A 17,199-nucleotide genomic window follows, 5' to 3' on the forward strand; every position below is an offset into this window, starting at 1 on the left:
GGTTCGCGCCTATTTGACGTAGGCGACGAGGAAGTCGGCGAGCTGGCCGAGCGCGAGGTCGTCGACGTAGCGACCGTCCTTCATCAGCAGCTTGTCGAACGGCGTCTTGAACAGGCCGAGGTCTTCCTCGATCGCGACGATGAACTGGATGATGTCGATCGACTCGAAGCCGAGGTCGCCGAGCAGCTTGGTGTCGCGCCCGTACTCGCCCTCGAACTCGTTATCCCAGTCCTGCGTGAAGTCTTGGAGAGTGGTGATCAGCTTGCTCAGGATCTCGTCGCTGGTGGCCATGGGGATCTAGTCGGTCTTTGAAGTACAGAGGTTCGGAAAGTTGTTCGATGCGAAAGCCGCCGCCGCGGCGCTCGACGCGATAGGTGTCGGGGCGCAGTTCCGGCAGGCGGCCGTCGGCGGCGCGTTCTTCGAGGAAATCGAGCGCCGCCTCGACCTTCGCGAAGTCGATGTCGCGCTTGTACGGCGCCAGATCGTAGCGCCACCACTGCAGCTTGAGGAGGCGCTCGACGGTGCGCTCGGCGAAGCGCATGCGGATCACGCGCGCCGGACTGCCGGCGACGATCGCGAACGGCGGCACGTCACGCGTCACGACGCTGCCGGCGCCGACCACGGCACCGGCGCCGACCGTGAGGCCGCGGCGCACGACGGTGCCGGCGCACAGATACGCTTCGTGGCCGATGTAAGTCTCGCTCGGCACGCTGTCGACGTACGAAGGCTCGTCGCTGTCGTCCGGGGCGAGCCGGGCGAAGTCCGGCAGCTGGTAGAGGTTCGGCATGTACTGCGGCCGCGTGAACGCGAACGGGTGCGAGCTGAACCAGTCGAGCGGGTGCTCCGGCGCGCCGACGATCACCGACTCGGCGATCTGCACGAAGCGGCCGAAGTGGGTGCGATAGGCGCTCGTCACGCCGGCCGTATTGAAGTACGTGAACGCGCCGACCGTGCAGCTTTTCAGCCGGTGCGTGTACACGTAGGCCGGCCGTTCGTAGACCAGCCCGCCGATCAGGTGCCCCGTGGGGCTCGCGATCAGGCCTCGTTCCTTGAGTTCCGCGATGGCTTCCGCCGTCAATCCGTTCATGCGTCCCCGATCTGCTGTCGTCCGGCGGCGCCGCGGTCGTGGCCGCGGGCTCGCCCCTGAGGTTCGCGTCCACCGTCCGGATCGCGCGTTCCTCCGCGCGCGGTCCGGACGGACCCGTGTCATGCCGCCCGGCTCATTCCATGTAGCCGAGCATTTGCAGCTGCTCGATCATCTTCTGCTTTTCGCCGGCGTCGAGGTCGTCGGTCTTCTCGCCCTCGCGCTCCAGGCGCGTCTTGGCGCCCTTCTTGACCGGATGCTCGGCCCACCATTCGGGCGTGAAGAACGAGGCCGGCACTTCGCCTTCGAGATCGGACGGGATCGAGGTGCCGAGGCTGTAGAGCAGCGTCGAAGTGACGTCGACGATCTGGCGGCGCTCGACCATGCCGGCCTTGGCGATGCCCTTGCCGTAGGCGACGAAGATGCCGTCCGGGTGGTGCGTGCCGGCGGCGTGCGGGCGCTGCACGACGACCGGTTTCAGGTTGCGGATCGACACGAAGCCGCTGTCGCGCAGTACCAGCGTCAGATCGCAGGCGCGCTCCATGTGCGGGCCCGGGAACCATTCGTCGCGCTTGAGCACGTCGACAACGACCGGCTCGCCGAATTCGTTGCGCAGCTTCTTGAGGTCGGCGATCAGCTTCTCGCGGAAGGCCTCGTACTGCTCGGGCGGCACGCCGTGGTCGCCCGGCTTCTCGGCGACGCGGATGTGGATGCCGTTCGACGAAGGTGTGCGGCAGTAGGCCGTGGTGCCGCTCCAGTCGAGATTCGCGAAGTTGGCGGCCTCGCGGCGCAGCGCCATCTCCGAGCCGTCGGACTGCGCCCACTTCAGATAGCCCAGCTCTTCGAGGTAGGCGTTGATGCGCAGCACTTCGGTCGAGGCCGTGAAGCCGTGGTCGGAGGCGAAGAAGACCTGCGCGTCCGGGCCGGCCAGCGTCACCAGCGTTTCGATGTAGCGGTCGAGGTTGCGGAAGTACTCCAGCACGACCTCGCGCATCTGCTGGTCGTGCGCGCTCGGCTCGGCCTTCAGCAGCTCGGGGTCCAGCCACGGCCAGGCCTGGTGCTGGATCTTGTCGGTGCCGTCGAACATCACCGCCATCAGGTCCGGCGCGTCCTCGCGCAGCACGTACTCGGCGATGCGGAACCACTGCTCCTCGCGCGGCAGGTGGTAGCGCACCCACTTGTGCGTCTCCTCCGGCGACAGCGAGTCCATCGCCTGCTGCTCGTTCTCGAAGTCCCAGGCCAGCTCCTTCGGATCGAAGCCGGCGACGTCGTTCTTGAGGCGCTCGAACAGCTCGCGCGGATGCGTGTTGCGGCGCAGGTGCTTGGCCGACGTGAAGCCGGGGATCACGGCGCCGTTGATGTTCTTCGGCGGCGGTGCGGTCAGCGGAAAGTTCAGCGCCGCGCAGCTCATCTTCTTGCGGCTGACCATCGACCAGATCATTTCGCTGTCGACGTCGCGCGAGTCGTACAGCGTCCAGTAGACCTCGCCGCCCTTGTCCTCGGCGCGGATGAAGTCGAACACGCCGTGCACGCCGGGACCCTTGCCGGTCATCAGCGAGGTCCAGGCCGGCGGCGTCAGCGGGTTCGGCGTCGAGCGCAGCTTGGCGCGCACGCCGTTGTCGAGGATCGTCTTCATGAACGGCATCGTCACGCCGACGCCGGGCAGATCCTTCGTCATCTCGTCGAGCACGGTGAAGGTGCAGCCGTCGAGGCCGATGAACAGGGTCTTGGTCTTGCGGGGAAGTGCGGCGTTCATGTCGGTTCCTGCAAACTGGATGCGGACGGTTTGGTAATGAGGTTCAGGCGAGACAGAGCGCGAACACTTCGCGCCCCTCGATGAAGTGGATCATGACGGCGTAACGCTGGCCGCCGTGTTCGACGTCGGCGCCGGCGATCGTCGCATCGCCGGCGTAGCGAATCACGTGCCAGTCCTGCGGGCGGCCCTGCAGGCCGAGGCCGGATGCCTTGGCGGCGGCCTCCTTGGCGCTCCACAGGGCGGCGATCGCGCGTGCCCGCGCCGCGCCGGTCTGGGCGGCGATCAGGGTCTGCTCGGCAGCGTTCAGCGCGCCGCGCGCGACGGCTTCGAGGTCGATGCCGTCGAGGCGCTGGTAGTCGATGCCGAGGCGCGCGCCGGGCGGCGCGACGGCGGCGACGCCCCAGCGGCGGCTGTGGCTGATCGACACCGCCGGCGTCGGGCCGGGGTGCGCGCCGATGCGCAGCTGCGGCGCGCCGGCCGCGTCGCTGGCGACGTGCACGTCGGCGGCGGCGAGCGCCAGCGGCAGCGCGGCCAGCCACTGGCGCGCGGCGTCCTTGGCGGCGACGCGGCCCATCAGCCATTCCTCGCGGCGCGGGCCGCTGGCCGGCAGCGCGTAGAAGGTCTTCAGCTCGGCGGCGTCGAGCACCATGTGCGCGAGCACGCGCTTCCAGATCGCGAAGCCCTGGTCGAGGAAGCCCTCGTCGAACGGTTCGAGGCGGCGGGCGACGACGCCCGGCGGCAGCAGGCCTTCGAGCAGCGGCTCGGACAGCATGCGCGCCGGCGGATCGAGGCGGTAATGCAGGAAGCGCTGCGGCGTCGGGAACTTGCGGTCTTCCCAGTCGTCGGCGCGCATCAGCACGCGGCCCTGCGCGTCGGCGACGTCGAAGTCGGCGGCGACGATCGTCTCGCCGACCAGGCGCACGTCACCGCGGCAGCGCACGCGCGTGCCGGCCGGCGGCGGCGGCGCGTACAGCGTGAAGCGGCCGAGGCGGAACGGGAAGCAGTTGTAGGCCCAGGCGAACTTCTCGGTGACCCAGTACGCGGCGAGCGCGCCGACCGCGTCGAGGATCGCGGCGTCGTACTCGAAGCGCGGCGCCGTCGTGAAGTCGAAGTAGTCGTGCGTGGCGATCGCCTCGACGTCGGCCTCGATCGAGCGCTCGCCCCAGCGCGCGATGTGCTTGACGCCCTGCAGGCGCGGGCCGTGGAACATGCCGCGGCTGTAGATCTCGCCGTCCGGATTGGCGCGCGCCGGGTGGGCGTCGGCCGAGGCCCAGGGCCGCATCGGCGGCGGCGGCGGATAGTGCGTGGCGAGCAGCACGGTGGTTTCGAACACCAGCGTGCCGCCCGGCGGCCCGCCGCTCTTGCCGAGGGCAAAGATGCGGCCGGCGACACGCTCGTGGCCGTCGCGCGCGGCTTCGCGTTCGACGACCAGGCGCACGTCGAGCACCTCGCCGTCGAGGGCCAGCCAGCGGCTGCCGCGCGACTCCTCGAAGCCGGTGACGACCAGCTCGTCGCGGCCGAGCAGCTGGACCGCGGCTTCGGCCAGCATCTCCATGCTGAAGGTGAACGGCACCACGGTCAGCGGCAGCAGGCCGGCGTCGCGCCGGCTCGGCGTGCCGCCGATCGCGTGATCCTGCAGGAACAGATCGTGGTGATGGTCGAGCGTGCGTTCGCAGACCAGCTTCTGCGCGCTCTGCTCGACGATGCGGCCGAGCATCGGCAGGCGCCGCGGCGCGCCGGCCGGCGCTGCGCCGGCCGCCGCCGGCATGGCCGGCGGACCGGGCATCGTCAGCGGCGGCAGCGGCGCGGTGCCGGTCATCGCCGCCAGCACCCGCGACTGGCTGTCGAGAAAGTCCTGCATCAGCGAGAAATGCGTGCGCAGCAGCTCGCTGCGCGGATCGGCGGCGGCTTCGGCGACCGCGACGGCCGGCGCCGCTTCCGGGCGCTTCAGCGGCACGACTTTGGGATGCGCCGGATCGGCGGCGGCAGCCGGCGCGGCCGGCGTGGCCTGCAGCTGGCGCCGCAGCGGTGCCCAGTCGGCCGGCAGGCTCAGCTCCGGCATCTGCAGCGAGATCGTGATGCCGCGGCGGCCGGCGGCGCGCGGCGCCGCCATCAGGTCGAGCGTGTCGATGTCGCGATGCGCGTACAGCGCCGCCGGTTCGAAGGCGACGCCGGCGGCGTAGAGCTGCGCCAGCGCGTGATGCAGCTGCGTGACGCCGTGGCGGCGGCGGCTGTTGGTGGCGACCGCGACGACGTCGTCGTGCGCGCGCAGCGTGTCGGACGCGAACGAGGTCAGGTTGCCGCTCGGGCCGACCTCGACGAACACGCGATAGCCGTCTTCGTAGAGCCGCTGCAGGGTCTCGGTGAAGCGCACCGGGTTTTCCCACTGCTGGGCGGCGAGTTCGCGGATCGCGTCGCCCTCGGCCGGGAAGCGGCCGACCGCGCGTGCGCTGTACAGCGTGCAGCGGCCGGGACCGAAGTCCAGCGACTTGAAGTACTCGCGCAGCGCGTCGGCGAACGGCTTGAACAGCGGCGTGTGATAGGCGCGGCCGAACGGCAGCGCCACGCAGATGACGCCTTCGGCGGACAGCTTTTCGCGCAGCGCCTCGGCGGCGGCCGGCGGCCCGAACAGCACCAGTTGGTTCGGGCAGTTGTCCATCGCCACGATCATCTCGCCGGGGTCCTTCAGCAGCGCTTCGCGCAGCGGCGCCTTCAGCGCGCCGAGCGTCAGCAGCGTGCCCTCGGCGATGCGGCCTTCGGCTTCGAGACGGCGCGACAGATCGTTGAGCGTGCGAATCGATTCGGCGATTTCCTCGCGGCGCTCGGTGCGGCGCACGCGGCTGACGGTCAGCGCGGTGTTCTCGCCGGTGCTGTGGCCGAGCATCGCGTCCGGCGCGAAGTCCATGGCGTCGAGCAGGGCCTGCAGGCCGAGCGCGGCCGAGAACACGCTCTCGGCGGCAACGTCCATGCCGTAGAGGCGTTCTTCGAGCGCCTTGCGGGCTTCGTCGTCGAGGCCGGTCGGTGCCGGGAACACGATCGGCGCGCGCGCCGGCATGCCGCTGGCGAGCCCGGTCGACTCCATGAAGTCGAAGGCCTCGCGCACCTGCGGGAAGTGCAGCGCGAGGTCGGCCAGCATGTTCGGGTACTGCGCGCCTTCGCCGGGGTAGAGGAAGCAGAGCTTGCCCGGCGCGTCGCCGCGGCCGTAGAACACGCCGCCGCGCGTCTTGTACGGCCTGGCGTCGGCGCGCTGCAGTTTCTCCTGCGCCTGCTCGAGCTTCTTGACGAGATCGGCTTCGCTGTCGGCGACGATCGCCAGACGATGCGAGCCGCGCGCGAGGCTGGCGCTGGCGCGCGCGACTTCGGCGAGCGTCGCCGCCCGCGGCGCGCGCAGGTGCAGCAGCGTCTGCTCGATCTTGGTGAGCAGCGCCGGCACCGTGTCGCCGCCGAGCGTGACCAGCTCCGACGGCGTCGGCCGGTGCAGCACGCCGACCTGGGTGCGGCGGCGTTCGCGATGCTCTTCGAGGATCACGTGCGCGTTGATGCCGCCGAAGCCGAAGGCGTTGGCGGCGGCGCGGCGTGGATGCGCGGCGCCATGCACCCAGGGCCGCGCCTCGTTGTTGATGTAGAACGGCGTCTCGTCGAGATGCAGATTCGGATCGGGCTCCGCGCAGATCATCGGCGGCAGCACCTTGTGGTGCAGCGCCAGCGCGGTCTTGATCAGCGAGGCGCTGCCGGATGCCGGCAGGCAGTGCGCGATCATCGACTTCACCGAGCCGACCGCGATCTGCGCGCCGCGGCCGCGCGCGCCATAGATATGGCGCATGGTCTCGATCTCGGTGCGGTCGCCGATCTCGGTGCCGGTGCCGTGCGCCTCGATCAGGTCGATCGTCAGCGGGTCGATGCCGGAGCTTTCGTAGGCGCGCTGCAGCGCCAGCACCTGGCCTTCGAGGCGCGGCGAGAGCAGGCCCTTGGCGCGGCCGTCGGACGAGGTGCCGACGCCCTTGATGACGGCGTAGATGCGGTCGCCCGCGGCCTCGGCGTCGGCGAGGCGCTTGAGCACCAGCATGCCGACGCCCTCGCCGAGCAGGATGCCGTTGGCGCCCTTCTGGAACGGCCGGATGTCGCCGTGCGACAGCGCCTGGATCTGGCAGAACTGGATGTACAGCTGCGGCGGCGTCTGCGAATGCACGCCGCCGGTGATCATCAGGTCGCAGCGGCCGGTGACCAGCTCGCGGACCGCGGCGTCGAGCGCGATCAGGCTCGACGAGCAGGCGGCGTCGACGATGAAGTTCGGCCCCATCATGTTGAGGCGGTTGGCGATCAGGCCGGCGATCACGTTCGGCGTCAGCACGCCGACCATGTCGGCGTTGTAGACCGGCAGCTGCCTGCGGAAGTGATCGTGCAGCTCGCGCAGCTCGGCTTCCGACAGGTCCGGCCGCAGGCCGCGCGCGAGCGCGATCGCCTGGTCGGCGAACAGGCCGCGCGCCAGCACGCTGGCCATGCCGCGGTTGCCGTAGGTGCCGCGGCCGATGACGACGCCGGCGCGCTGCGGATCGAACGGCTTGCGCTGTGCGCCGTAGCCGGCGTCGGCGAGCGCGTCGCGCGCGTACTTGAGGGCGATCAGGTGATCGGGGTCGCCGCCCTCGGCGAGGCTCGGCAGCACGCCGAACTCGACCGGATCGACGACGATGCTGTCGTGCAGGAAGCCGCCGCGCGTCGTGTAGATGCGGTCGTTGGTCTTCGCGTCGGGATCGAAGTACGGCCCGGTCCAGCGCGGCCCGGCGTCGCTGACGGCATCGACCTTGTCGAGGATGTTCTGCCAGTAGCGGCGGGCATCGGTGGCGCCGGCGTAGGCGCCGGCGAGTCCGACGATGGCGATGTCGACCGGCTGGCTCACGGGCGTGCTCCGCGCGGGCCCGCGCTCGTGGGCTGCCGGCGACGGGCGGCGGTCGCGGCGGGCATCGGCGCGTTCAAGCGATCAGCCCCGAGACGAAGTCGCGATGGTTCGGCGCGAGCTTGTTGAGGCCGGCGCTCATCGTGCTGGTGCCGTCGACGATGGCGATGCGCACGCGGCCCTGCGCGTCGATGATGTCGGCGTCGTAGGCGATCGCGTGCTCGTGCGGCGCTGGCTTGAGGCGCATCACCAGCTTCAGCGGGCCGGACAGCGGTTCGCGGCCGTAGCGCGACACGCTGCCGAAGCCGGCCGGCAGCGCGCCCTTGTCCTGCTGCACGCGCGCCCAGACGAAGGCCAGCTGCGGCGGCACGTCCATCAGGCCCATGTCGAACACCCAGCGGCCACCGGCGGCGCCGACGAAGCCCTCGATCGGCGAGGGTTTGACGGCGACGGCGATGCCGCCGCCGTGCAGCTTGTCGATGCGCTCGATCAGGCGGAAGCGCGGACCGTGGAACAGATGCTCGCGATAGGCGTCGGCGGCCTCGATGGCGATGCCTTCGCCCGGCAGCACCGGTGCCTGCGCCAGCGTCGCTTCCGGCAGCTCCTGCAGCAGCACCGCGGTGGCGCGGTAGAACGGCAGCTTGCGCTGCGGGTCGATGATCTCGACCGTCACCGTCTGGCCGTGCAGATCGGAGTGCGAGGACGCCCGCGCGCGCAGCTGCACGGCGCGCGAACCGCCTTCGAGCACGATGCCGTTCATCTGCCGCACGTCGCGCATGCCGACCACGTGCCAGCCCGGCCACGCGGCGCCGACGAACTGCGCCATGTACTCCAGTGCGCCGGCTGCCGGCACCACGGCCTTGCCGTCCATGCAGTGGTCGATCAGGTACGGATCGCTGGCCAGCGTGAAGACGTGGTCGAGCGTCATGTTGCCGCCGGGGCCCATGCGCAGCGCGTCGCGGATCAGCGGATAGCCGCTGCCGCCGCTGCCGCTGCCGGCCGCCGGCGGCGCCGTGTCGGCGCTGGCCGGCGTCGGCCCGAACAGGCGCCACGGTCCGTAGCCGGCGACGATCTCGACGTCCTGGCGCGTGCCGTAGGCGAGCTCGTCGGCGAAGAAGCGGCGGCCGGCGGCGACCGGGATCGGTTCCATGCCCTTGTCGCGGAACGCGCGCTTGACGCCGTCGCTGGCCATGCCGGCATCCCACGGTCCCCAGTTGACGGCGAACACGCGCGTCTGCGGCCAGGCGCGCGACAGCGACCAGGCGATGCGGTTCAGCGCCTCGTTGGCGGCAGCGTAGTCGCTCTGGCCGCGGTTGCCGTAGCGGCCGGCGACCGAGGTGAAGAACGACAGCCACTTCAGCGAGTCGGCCTTGAGCTTGTGCTGCAGCACGAACACCGGATCGAGCTTGGTGCCGAACACGCGCGCGAACGATTCCGGCGTCTTGTCCTTGAGCAGCTTGTCCTCGATCACGCCGGCGCCGTGGATCACCGCGTCGATGCGGCCATGGCGCGCGTAGACCTCGTCGATCACCGCGCCGAATGCCTCGGCTTGGCGCACGTCGCAGGCGAGGTATTCGACCTCGGCGCCGCGGGCGCGCAGGCGGGCGAGGTTGGCGCGGATCTCGCGCTCGACGAGCGTGGCGGCAACGGCGCGGTCGATCTCGACCGGCTTCGGCTTCTCGCCGCGCGCGATCGCCGCTTCGAGCAGCGCCTTGCGCAGCGCCGCGGCGTCGGCCAGCGCCGCGGTCGCGGGGCTTTCGGCAGCCGGCTCGGCGGTGCGGCCGAGCAGCACGTAGCGCAGGCCCGGCACGGCCAGCTCTTCGAGAATCTCGGCGGTGATGCCGCGCGCGCCGCCGGTGACGAGCAGCACCCAGCCGGCTTCCGGCTTCAGGTTCGGTGCGAAGGCGTGCTCGGTCGCCGCCTGTTCGACGGTGACGCTGCCGTAGCGCTCGCCGCCGATCCAGCCGGCTTCCGGCTGCGGGTCGTTGGCGAGCAGCTCGGCGACCAGCTCGGTGGCGATTTCGTCGTCGCTCTGGCCGTCGAAATCGACGCTGCGGATCTGCGCGTCCGGATACTCGTGGCGCAGGCAGTTGGTCAGGCCGGTCACGCCGCCGGCGATCGGCGCGCCGCTGCCGAAGGCGTCGCGGCCCAGCGTGCCGCCGAGGCGCGTCGCGGCGATCAGGCGGATCTGCGCCAGCTGCGGTTCCAGCGCCTTGGCGGCGAGGAACAGGCTGCCGACGCAGCGCGCGCCGAGCCGCTGCCAGTCGGCGGCGCTGGCGGCTTCCTCGCCGACCAGACCGTGCAGATGCAGCACGGCGCGCGCCGGCCCGTGTTCGGCCTGCGCGCCGGCGAGCGCCGCGGCGAGGCTGTCGTCGAAGGCGTCGATGAAGACCGGCGTCAGGCCGCGCGCGGTGAGGATCGTCTGCAGCGCGGTGCGCACGCCTTCGGGGCCGCCCAGCACCACGGTCAGACCCTGCAGCTCGGCGTTGCCGGCCGCCAGGGGCATGGCCTGCGACTTGATCAGATAGCGCGGGATCGTCGTCGCCGGCGCTTCGACCGCGGCGTCGTCCGCCGGCACGGCGGCCAGCGGCGCTGCGGCACCAGCGCCGGCCGACAGCTCGGCGTAGGCGGCGACGATCGCGCTCAGGCTCTTGGCCTTGGTGAAGCGCTCCATCTCCGTCTGCATGCGCGCCGCTGCCTCGGCCGTCAGCAGTTTCTGGAACGCGCCGAGGATTTCGACGCGCTTGATCGAGTCGATGCCGAGGTCGGCTTCGAGGTCGGCGTCGAAGGCAAGCATGTCCTGCGGATAGCCGGTGCGTTCGGCGACGATCGCGAGCAGCTGCGCGGAGACGTCGAGGCTGACCGCCGCGGCCGTGGCGACCGCGACCGGCGCCGTCGCCGCCAGCGTCGCGGCCGCCGCTGCCGGCGCGCCGCTGCCGGCGATCGTGGCGAATTCGTCGAGGATCGCACGCAGGCTCTTGGCCTTGGTGAAGCGTTCCATGCGGCCCTGCATCGTCTCGGCGAGCGCGGCCGGCAGCAGCTTCTGCAGCGCACCGAGGATTTCGACGCGCTTGATCGAATCGATGCCGAGATCGGCTTCGAGGTCGGCGTCGAAGGCGAGCATGTCCTGCGGATAGCCGGTGCGCTCGGCGACGATTTCGAGCAGCGTGCGTTCGGCGTCGAAGCCGGCCGCCGGTGCGCTCACCGCCACGGCGACCGTCGTCGCGACGGCCGTCGCGACCGGGGCCGCGGCAAGTCCGCCGAGCGTGCGCGCTTCGGCGAGGATGGCGTTCAGCGACTTGGCCTTGGTGAAGCGCTCCATGCCGCCCTGCATCTGCGCGGCGGTTTCGGCCGGCAGCGCTTTCTGCAGTGCGCCGAGGATTTCGACGCGCTTGATCGAGTCGATGCCGAGGTCGGCTTCGAGATCGGCGTCGAGGGCGAGCATGTCCTGCGGATAGCCGGTGCGTTCGGCGACGATGCCGAGCAGCAGCGCCTGCAGATCGAGCGCCGGCGCGGCGACGGCGATGCTCGCAACGCTGAGCGCGAGTGCCGGCGCGGCCGCTGCGACGCCGGCCGGCGCGAAGGCGCGCGCCTCGGCGAGGATGGCGTTCAGCGACTTGGCCTTGGTGAAGCGTTCCATCGCCGCCTGCATGCCGCTGCCGGCGTCGCCGGGCAGCGCCTTCTGCAGTGCGCCGAGGATTTCGACGCGCTTGATCGAGTCGATGCCGAGGTCGGCTTCGAGATCGGCGTCGAGCGCGAGCATGTCCTGCGGATAGCCGGTGCGTTCGGCGACGATGCCGAGCAGCAGCGCCTGCAGATCGAGCGCCGGCGCGCTCGGCGTCACGGCTGCGAGCGGCGCGGCGACGGCGGCGGGGCTCACCGCGCCCGCCGCCGGCAGGAAGGGCTGGGCCTCGGCGAGGATGGCGTTCAGCGACTTGGCCTTGGTGAAGCGCTCCATCGCCGCCTGCATCGCCGTGCCGGCGTCGCCGGGCAGCGCCTTTTGCAGCGCGCCGAGGATTTCGACGCGCTTGATCGAGTCGATGCCGAGATCGGCTTCGAGATCGGCATCGAGCGCGAGCATGTCGTGCGGATAACCGGTGCGCTCGGCGACGATGTCGAGCAGCAGCTTCTTCGCATCGAAGGCGGGGGCCGCGACCGGCGCGCGGGTGACGACGGCGGGCGCGGCCGCAACCGGCGCGCTCGGCGGCGGCGCGAAGCTCGGCTGCGTCGGCGCGACGACGGGCGCCGCGACGGCGGGCGCCGGCGCCGCGACCGGCAACGCCGGCATCTGCGGCAGCGACGGCATCGCCGCCGGTGCGCCGCCGAGGAACTGCTGCATCACGCGTTCCTGCAGCGCGAGGAACTGGCGCATCGTCTGCTGGTAGGCCTGCATCGCCTCGTTGCCGAGCGCCGGCGGCAGCGCCGCCAGCCCCGGTGCCGCGAGCGGTGTGGCCGGCAGCGCGACGGGCGCGGCCGGCGGCGTGCGCGCCACGGCGAGCCGGGTGTCGCGCTCGGCCTGGGCGCGGGCGATCGCCGCGTCGGCGGCGGCCTTGTCGAGCTGCGGCTTGGCGCCGGTGCGGTACTGCGGATCGTCGAGCGGGCGCGCACAGCCGCCGCTGACCATCCAGATGTGCTTCGGCAGCGCCTCCGGCCGGGCGCGCGCCGCGAACTGCGCCGGCTCGACCGGCGCGATGTCGCGGCCTTCGAACAGGCGCGTCAGCGTCAGCGCGACGCCGGCGGCCGTCAGCTCGGCGAGGCCGAGCAGCAGGCCGCGCAGGCCGCCGCCGCTGCCGTCGAGCGAGACCGCGACGTGCGGCTTGCCGGCCAGCGTCTGCCGGGCCATGTTGCTGCAAATGCCCTTCGGGCCGAGTTCGACGAACACGCGGCTGCCGGCGGCGTACATCGCCTCGATCTCGGCGACGAACTCGACGCTGCTGAGCAGGTGCGCATCGAGCTGGCGCTGCATGTCCTGCGGCTTGGCCGGGTAGGGCTGCGCCGTGCTGTTCGAATACACCGCGAACGCCGGCTTGGCGAAGGCGGTGGCCTGGATCGCCTGCGACAGCGGCGGCTGTGCGCCGGCGACCAGCTCGGTATGGAACGCGCCGGACACCGCCAGCAGCGTCGCCCGCATGCCGGCGGCGTCGCAGGCCTTGGCGGCCGCGGCGACGGCGTCCTTGGGACCGGAGATCACGGTCTGCTCGGGCGCGTTGTGGTTGGCGACCTTGACGCCTTCATAGGGCGCGATCATCGCGGCGATCGCTTCGCGCTTGCCCTGCACCGCGGCCATGCCGCCGGGCACCGAGGACTGCGCGGCGCTGGCCATCGCCGCACCGCGAATCGCCGACAGTTTCAGGAAGTCCGTCGCGCCGAGCACGCCGGCCGCCATCAGTGCGGCGTATTCGCCGTAGCTGTGGCCGGCCGCGGCCTGTGCCGACAGGCCCAGGCGCGTCGCCAGCCGGTGATAGCCGAGCGCAAGCGCGCCGATCGCCGGCTGCGCGATGCGCGTGTCGGTCAGCTCGGCGGTCTGGCGCTGCTCGGTTTCGGAATCGAACGCGGCCGGCGGCAGGATCCGGCGCGACAGCAGGCCCGGGATTTCGTCGCGCAGCGTGCGGTCGGCAAGCTCCAGCGCCTCGCGCACCTCGTCGAAGTAGAGCGCCGCTTCGCGCCCCATGTTGACGTACTGCGCGCCCTGGCCCGGGAACAGCAGCGCGACGGCCGGCGCCTCGGCCGGCGTCGCGCGGTTGAGGCGGATGTGGGCCGGCAGCGGCTTGCTTTGCGTCAGATGCGCGAGCACCGCTTCGAAGTCGGCGGCGAGGCCCTGCAGGCTGCCGGCGACGATCGCCAGCGTCAGTGCCTGGCCGCGGCGGGCGTCGGCCTCGCGCGCCAGCGCCAGCGCCAGCTCGGCGAGCGTCAGCTTGCCTCCCTGCGTGCTCAGCGCCGGCAGCAGCTTGTCGATCGCCTGCTTGAGTGCCGCGTCGTCGGCGGCGCGTAGCACGCAGAGTTCCGACGACCAGCGGTTCGCGCCGCTGGCGGCGCTGCTGCCGCCGTTCGCCGGACGGTATTCCTCCAGCACGGCGTGGAAGTTGGTGCCGCCGAAGCCGAAGGCCGAGACGCCGCCGCGGCGCGGATGATCCGGATGCGCGATCCACGGCCGCGCGTCCTTGAGCAGGTACACCGCCGAGTTCGGGTCGGCGATCGTGTCGATCGGCTTGTCGACGCCGTAGTGCGCCGGCAGCACGCGGTGGTACAGCGACAGCGCGACCTTGATCAGGCCGGACACGCCGGCGCTGGCCTTGGTGTGGCCGATCAGCGTCTTCACCGAGCCGAGCGCGACGCTCTTGGCCGGCGCGTGTTCGTCGGCGAGCGCGCGCGTGATGGTCTGCGCTTCGGCGCGGTCGCCGACCGCGGTGCCGGTGCCGTGCGCTTCGGCCAGCGCCAGCGTCGCCGGCGAGAAGCCGGCCTTGGCGTAGGCGCGGCGCAGGGCGCGGATCTGGCCCTCGGGGCGCGGCGCGGTGAGGCCGAGCGCCTTGCCGTCGGACGAGCCGGACGCCGCCTTGATGACGGCGTAAATGCGGTCGCCGTCGCGTTCGGCGTCGGCGAGCCGTTTCATGACGATGACGGCGAGACCTTCGCTGATGGTGATGCCGTCGGCGCCCTGGTCGAAGGTCTTCGGCTGGCCGGTCGGCGACAGCGCCTGCGTCTTCGAGAAGCACAGGAAGCCGAACGGCGACTGCACGGTGTCGACGCCGCCGGCCAGCACCATCGCGCTGCGGCCCGATTCGAGTTCGTTGACGCCGATGCTGATCGCCGCGAGCGAGGACGCGCAGGCGGCGTCGACGGTGAAGTTGATGCCGCCGAAATCCATGCGATTGGCGACGCGGCCGGCGGCGACGTTGAGCAGCGAGCCGGAGAACGACTCCTCCGTCCATTCCGGCAGACGTTCCCAGACCGACGGGTCCGGGTTTTCGACGAAGCGCGGCAGCTCGGCGCGCACGCCGTACTGCAGGCCGAGGTCGCCGAGACCGCCGCCGGCGCCGAGCACGATCGAGGTGTTGGCGCGGTCGTAGCCGCCGTCGCCATAGCCGGCGTCGGCGACCGCGCGGCGCGCGACCTCCAGCGTCAGCAGCTGCATGGGATCGATCGCCTTCATCGACTTCGGCGGGATGCCGAAGCGCATCGGGTCGAAGGCGACCTCGTCGAGGAAGCCGCCCCAGCGCGAGTAGACCTTGTCGCGCGCCTTGCGGTCGCCGTCGAAATACAGCGTCCAGTCCCAGCGCGTCTTCGGCACTTCGCCGAGCGCGACATCCTTGTGCAGCACGTGATACCAGAACTCGTCGGCGCTGCCGGCCTTCGGCAGCAGCGTGCCGATGCCGATGATGGCGACGTCGGACGGCTGCGCCTTGACCGCGCGCTCGACGCGCACCGCCGACAGCGTTTCGAGCAGGCGCTGGCCGGCGTTGCAGACGTCGTCGTGCAGCGCTTCGACCTTGACCGGCTCGCGACGCAGGGTCGCGACCTGGCCGATCATGTACATGCCGTCGCTGAGCTGGCGGTCGGCGCCGATCTCGACGACCTTGCCGCTGTCGTCGCGGTTGACGCCCTTGGAGGCGATGCGCAGGCGCCCGAGGTTCAGCTCTTCGAGGATGTCGCGGATTTCCTCGGCGCTCCGGCCTTCGCGGATCAGCTGGCGGCGCTGTTCGAAGAAGTCATGCGCGAACTGCGTGTCCGCGCAGCGCGTCGAGTGGCCGGGGCCGGTTTCGAGGTTCTTGGTGCGTTCGCAGAGCAGGGCCTGCTGCTGGAAGCCCGGCACCACCGCGCCGCTCGTCACGATCTCCTCGCTGAACAGGTAGGCGGTGCCCATCAGCGCGCCGACCTTCATGCCGCGCGCCGCGAGCGGCGCCGTCATCGCGGCGACCATCGCGCCGGAGCGCGCATCGTGAATGCCGCCGGCGAACAGCAGATGCACGTCCTTGGCCTCGGCCGGCGGCACGTGCTCGAGCAGCACGTCGATCATTTCCTCCCACAGCGTGAAGCTGGCGAGCGGGCCGATGTGGCCGCCGCATTCGCGGCCCTCGAACACGAAGCGGCGCGCGCCCTGTTCGAGGTACATCTTCAGCAGCGCCGGCGCCGGCGCGTGGATGTAGGTCTTGATGCCGCGCTTCTCGAACTCTGCGGCCTGGTCCGGGCGGCCGCCGGCGATCAGTGCGAACGGTGGCTTGCACTTCCAGATCGCTTCGCACTGCTCTTCGCGCAATGCATGCGGGATGAAGCCGAGCATGCCGACGCCCCACGGCCGGTCGCCGATCGTCGCCGCCGTCTGTTCGAGCATCTCGCGCACCTGCTCGCCGCGCATCAGGGCGAGCGCGAGGAAGGGCAGCGCGCCGCCCTTGGCCACTTCGACGGCGAAGGCCGGCGAGTCGGAGACGCGCGTCATCGGCCCCTGCGCGAGCGGGAAGCGCGTGCCGTGCGAATCGGCCAGCGCGCCGTGCTCGGCGAGGAAGCGCAGCTCGGCGGCCTGATCGATCTGCTTCAGGCTTTCGCGGCGCACGGCCTGCACGAGCTTGGCGACGCTGCCGTAGCGGCGGCGGAACGTGCCGGCGAGGCCGATGCCCTGGCCGAGCGGCAGCAATGTCGAGCCGTCGGCGGACCAGGCGACGCGCGCCGCGGTCTGCTCGCGCCAGGCGTCGAGGGCCAGCAGGCCACCTTCGGACTGGCGATTGTCTTCCTCGGCCGCTTTCATCACCGCCGAGGCGGGGCGCGCATAGACGCGGCAGCTGGTGTCGAGCAATTCGCCGAGCAGCTTGGTTTCGGCGCCGTTGAGACGGCCGAGCTCGTTCTGCAGCGACATCGGCAGCGGCGATTCGGCGAGCAGCAGCAGCTGGTCGTCGTAGATCACGCCGGCGGCCCCGGCGGCGCGGCAGGCGGCGGCGGAATGCACGCCGACGCCGCCCTGCACGACCAGCGGCAGCTCCGTCCGTCCGGCCAGCTTCTGCAGCAGGATGTAGCTGGTGTATTCGCCGACCCAGCCGCCCGATTCGTGGCCGCGCGCGACGACGGCATCGCAGCCTTCGATCGCTGCGAGCTGCGCCGGATCGGTGATCTCGGCCCAGGCGCGGTCGCCGGCGCGCAGGCCGGCGTCCTTGCGCAGTTTCTTGTAGCTGTCGGTTCCGGCCAGCACCACCGTCAGCGCGCGGCCTTCCGCCTGCGCGAGCAGCTTGCGGGCGAGCTTGGCGCTGTCGGGCGTGACGCGCAGACCGATGCGCGCATCGGACGACACGCACAGCTGCACGAAGTTGCGCTGGATCAGCTCGCCGTCTCGGGCGAACTCGAGATCGAGCAGGCCGATGCCGCCGGCGCGTGCGACGGCGGCGGCGATGCCGGCGTGCGGCAAGTCGGCGGCCTGCAGGCCGATGACATCGAAGGTCTTGGCAGGGGCAATGCTCACGGGACCTCTCCAGCGTTCAG

The 17,199-nt window shown here is 71.4% G+C and carries 5 protein-coding genes; all 5 read right to left on the reverse strand.

Going from position 1 to position 17,199, the window contains the following annotated elements; translation table 11 throughout:
- Nucleotides 1-9: 9 nt before the first annotated feature.
- The 5 genes from K343_RS0119715 to K343_RS0119735 all read right to left on the reverse strand — a co-directional run bounded on the left by K343_RS0119715 (nt 10) and on the right by K343_RS0119735 (nt 17,179).
- The gene (locus K343_RS0119715) at nt 10-291 is read right to left on the reverse strand and encodes an acyl carrier protein (protein WP_028009523.1); all 282 of its coding nucleotides are present in this window, start codon (nt 289-291) and stop codon (nt 10-12) included.
- Nucleotides 221-1,087 carry an LbetaH domain-containing protein gene (locus K343_RS25235; RefSeq protein WP_028009524.1) on the reverse strand — a complete coding sequence of 289 codons (867 nt, stop codon included), beginning with the start codon at nt 1,085-1,087 and terminating at the stop codon, nt 221-223. Before K343_RS25235 ends, K343_RS0119715 begins: the two co-directional genes overlap by 71 nt.
- Before the next feature lie 133 nt (nt 1,088-1,220).
- On the reverse strand, nt 1,221-2,840 hold the full coding sequence (locus K343_RS0119725; RefSeq protein ID WP_028009525.1) for an alkaline phosphatase family protein: 1,620 nt from the start codon (nt 2,838-2,840) through the stop codon (nt 1,221-1,223).
- Nucleotides 2,841-2,883: 43 nt separating this feature from the next.
- Nucleotides 2,884-7,737 carry a type I polyketide synthase gene (locus K343_RS0119730; protein ID WP_028009526.1) on the reverse strand — a complete coding sequence of 1,618 codons (4,854 nt, stop codon included), beginning with the start codon at nt 7,735-7,737 and terminating at the stop codon, nt 2,884-2,886.
- 73 nt (nt 7,738-7,810) lie between these two features.
- Nucleotides 7,811-17,179: a type I polyketide synthase gene (locus tag K343_RS0119735; protein ID WP_051278744.1), complete on the reverse strand. Its 9,369-nt coding sequence runs from the start codon at nt 17,177-17,179 to the stop codon at nt 7,811-7,813.
- Nucleotides 17,180-17,199 lie beyond the last annotated feature (20 nt).

The organism is Solimonas flava DSM 18980 (genome assembly GCF_000426685.1).
GTDB classification, from domain to species: Bacteria; Pseudomonadota; Gammaproteobacteria; order Nevskiales; family Nevskiaceae; genus Solimonas; species Solimonas flava.

Bases quoted from the DNA above. Each gene is read 5' to 3' on its own strand.
- K343_RS0119715 (WP_028009523.1), bottom strand. From the start codon at position 291: ATGGCCACCAGCGACGAGATCCTGAGCAAGCTGATCACCACTCTCCAA.
- K343_RS25235 (WP_028009524.1), bottom strand. From the start codon at position 1,087: ATGAACGGATTGACGGCGGAAGCCATCGCGGAACTCAAGGAACGAGGC.
- K343_RS0119725 (WP_028009525.1), bottom strand. From the start codon at position 2,840: ATGAACGCCGCACTTCCCCGCAAGACCAAGACCCTGTTCATCGGCCTC.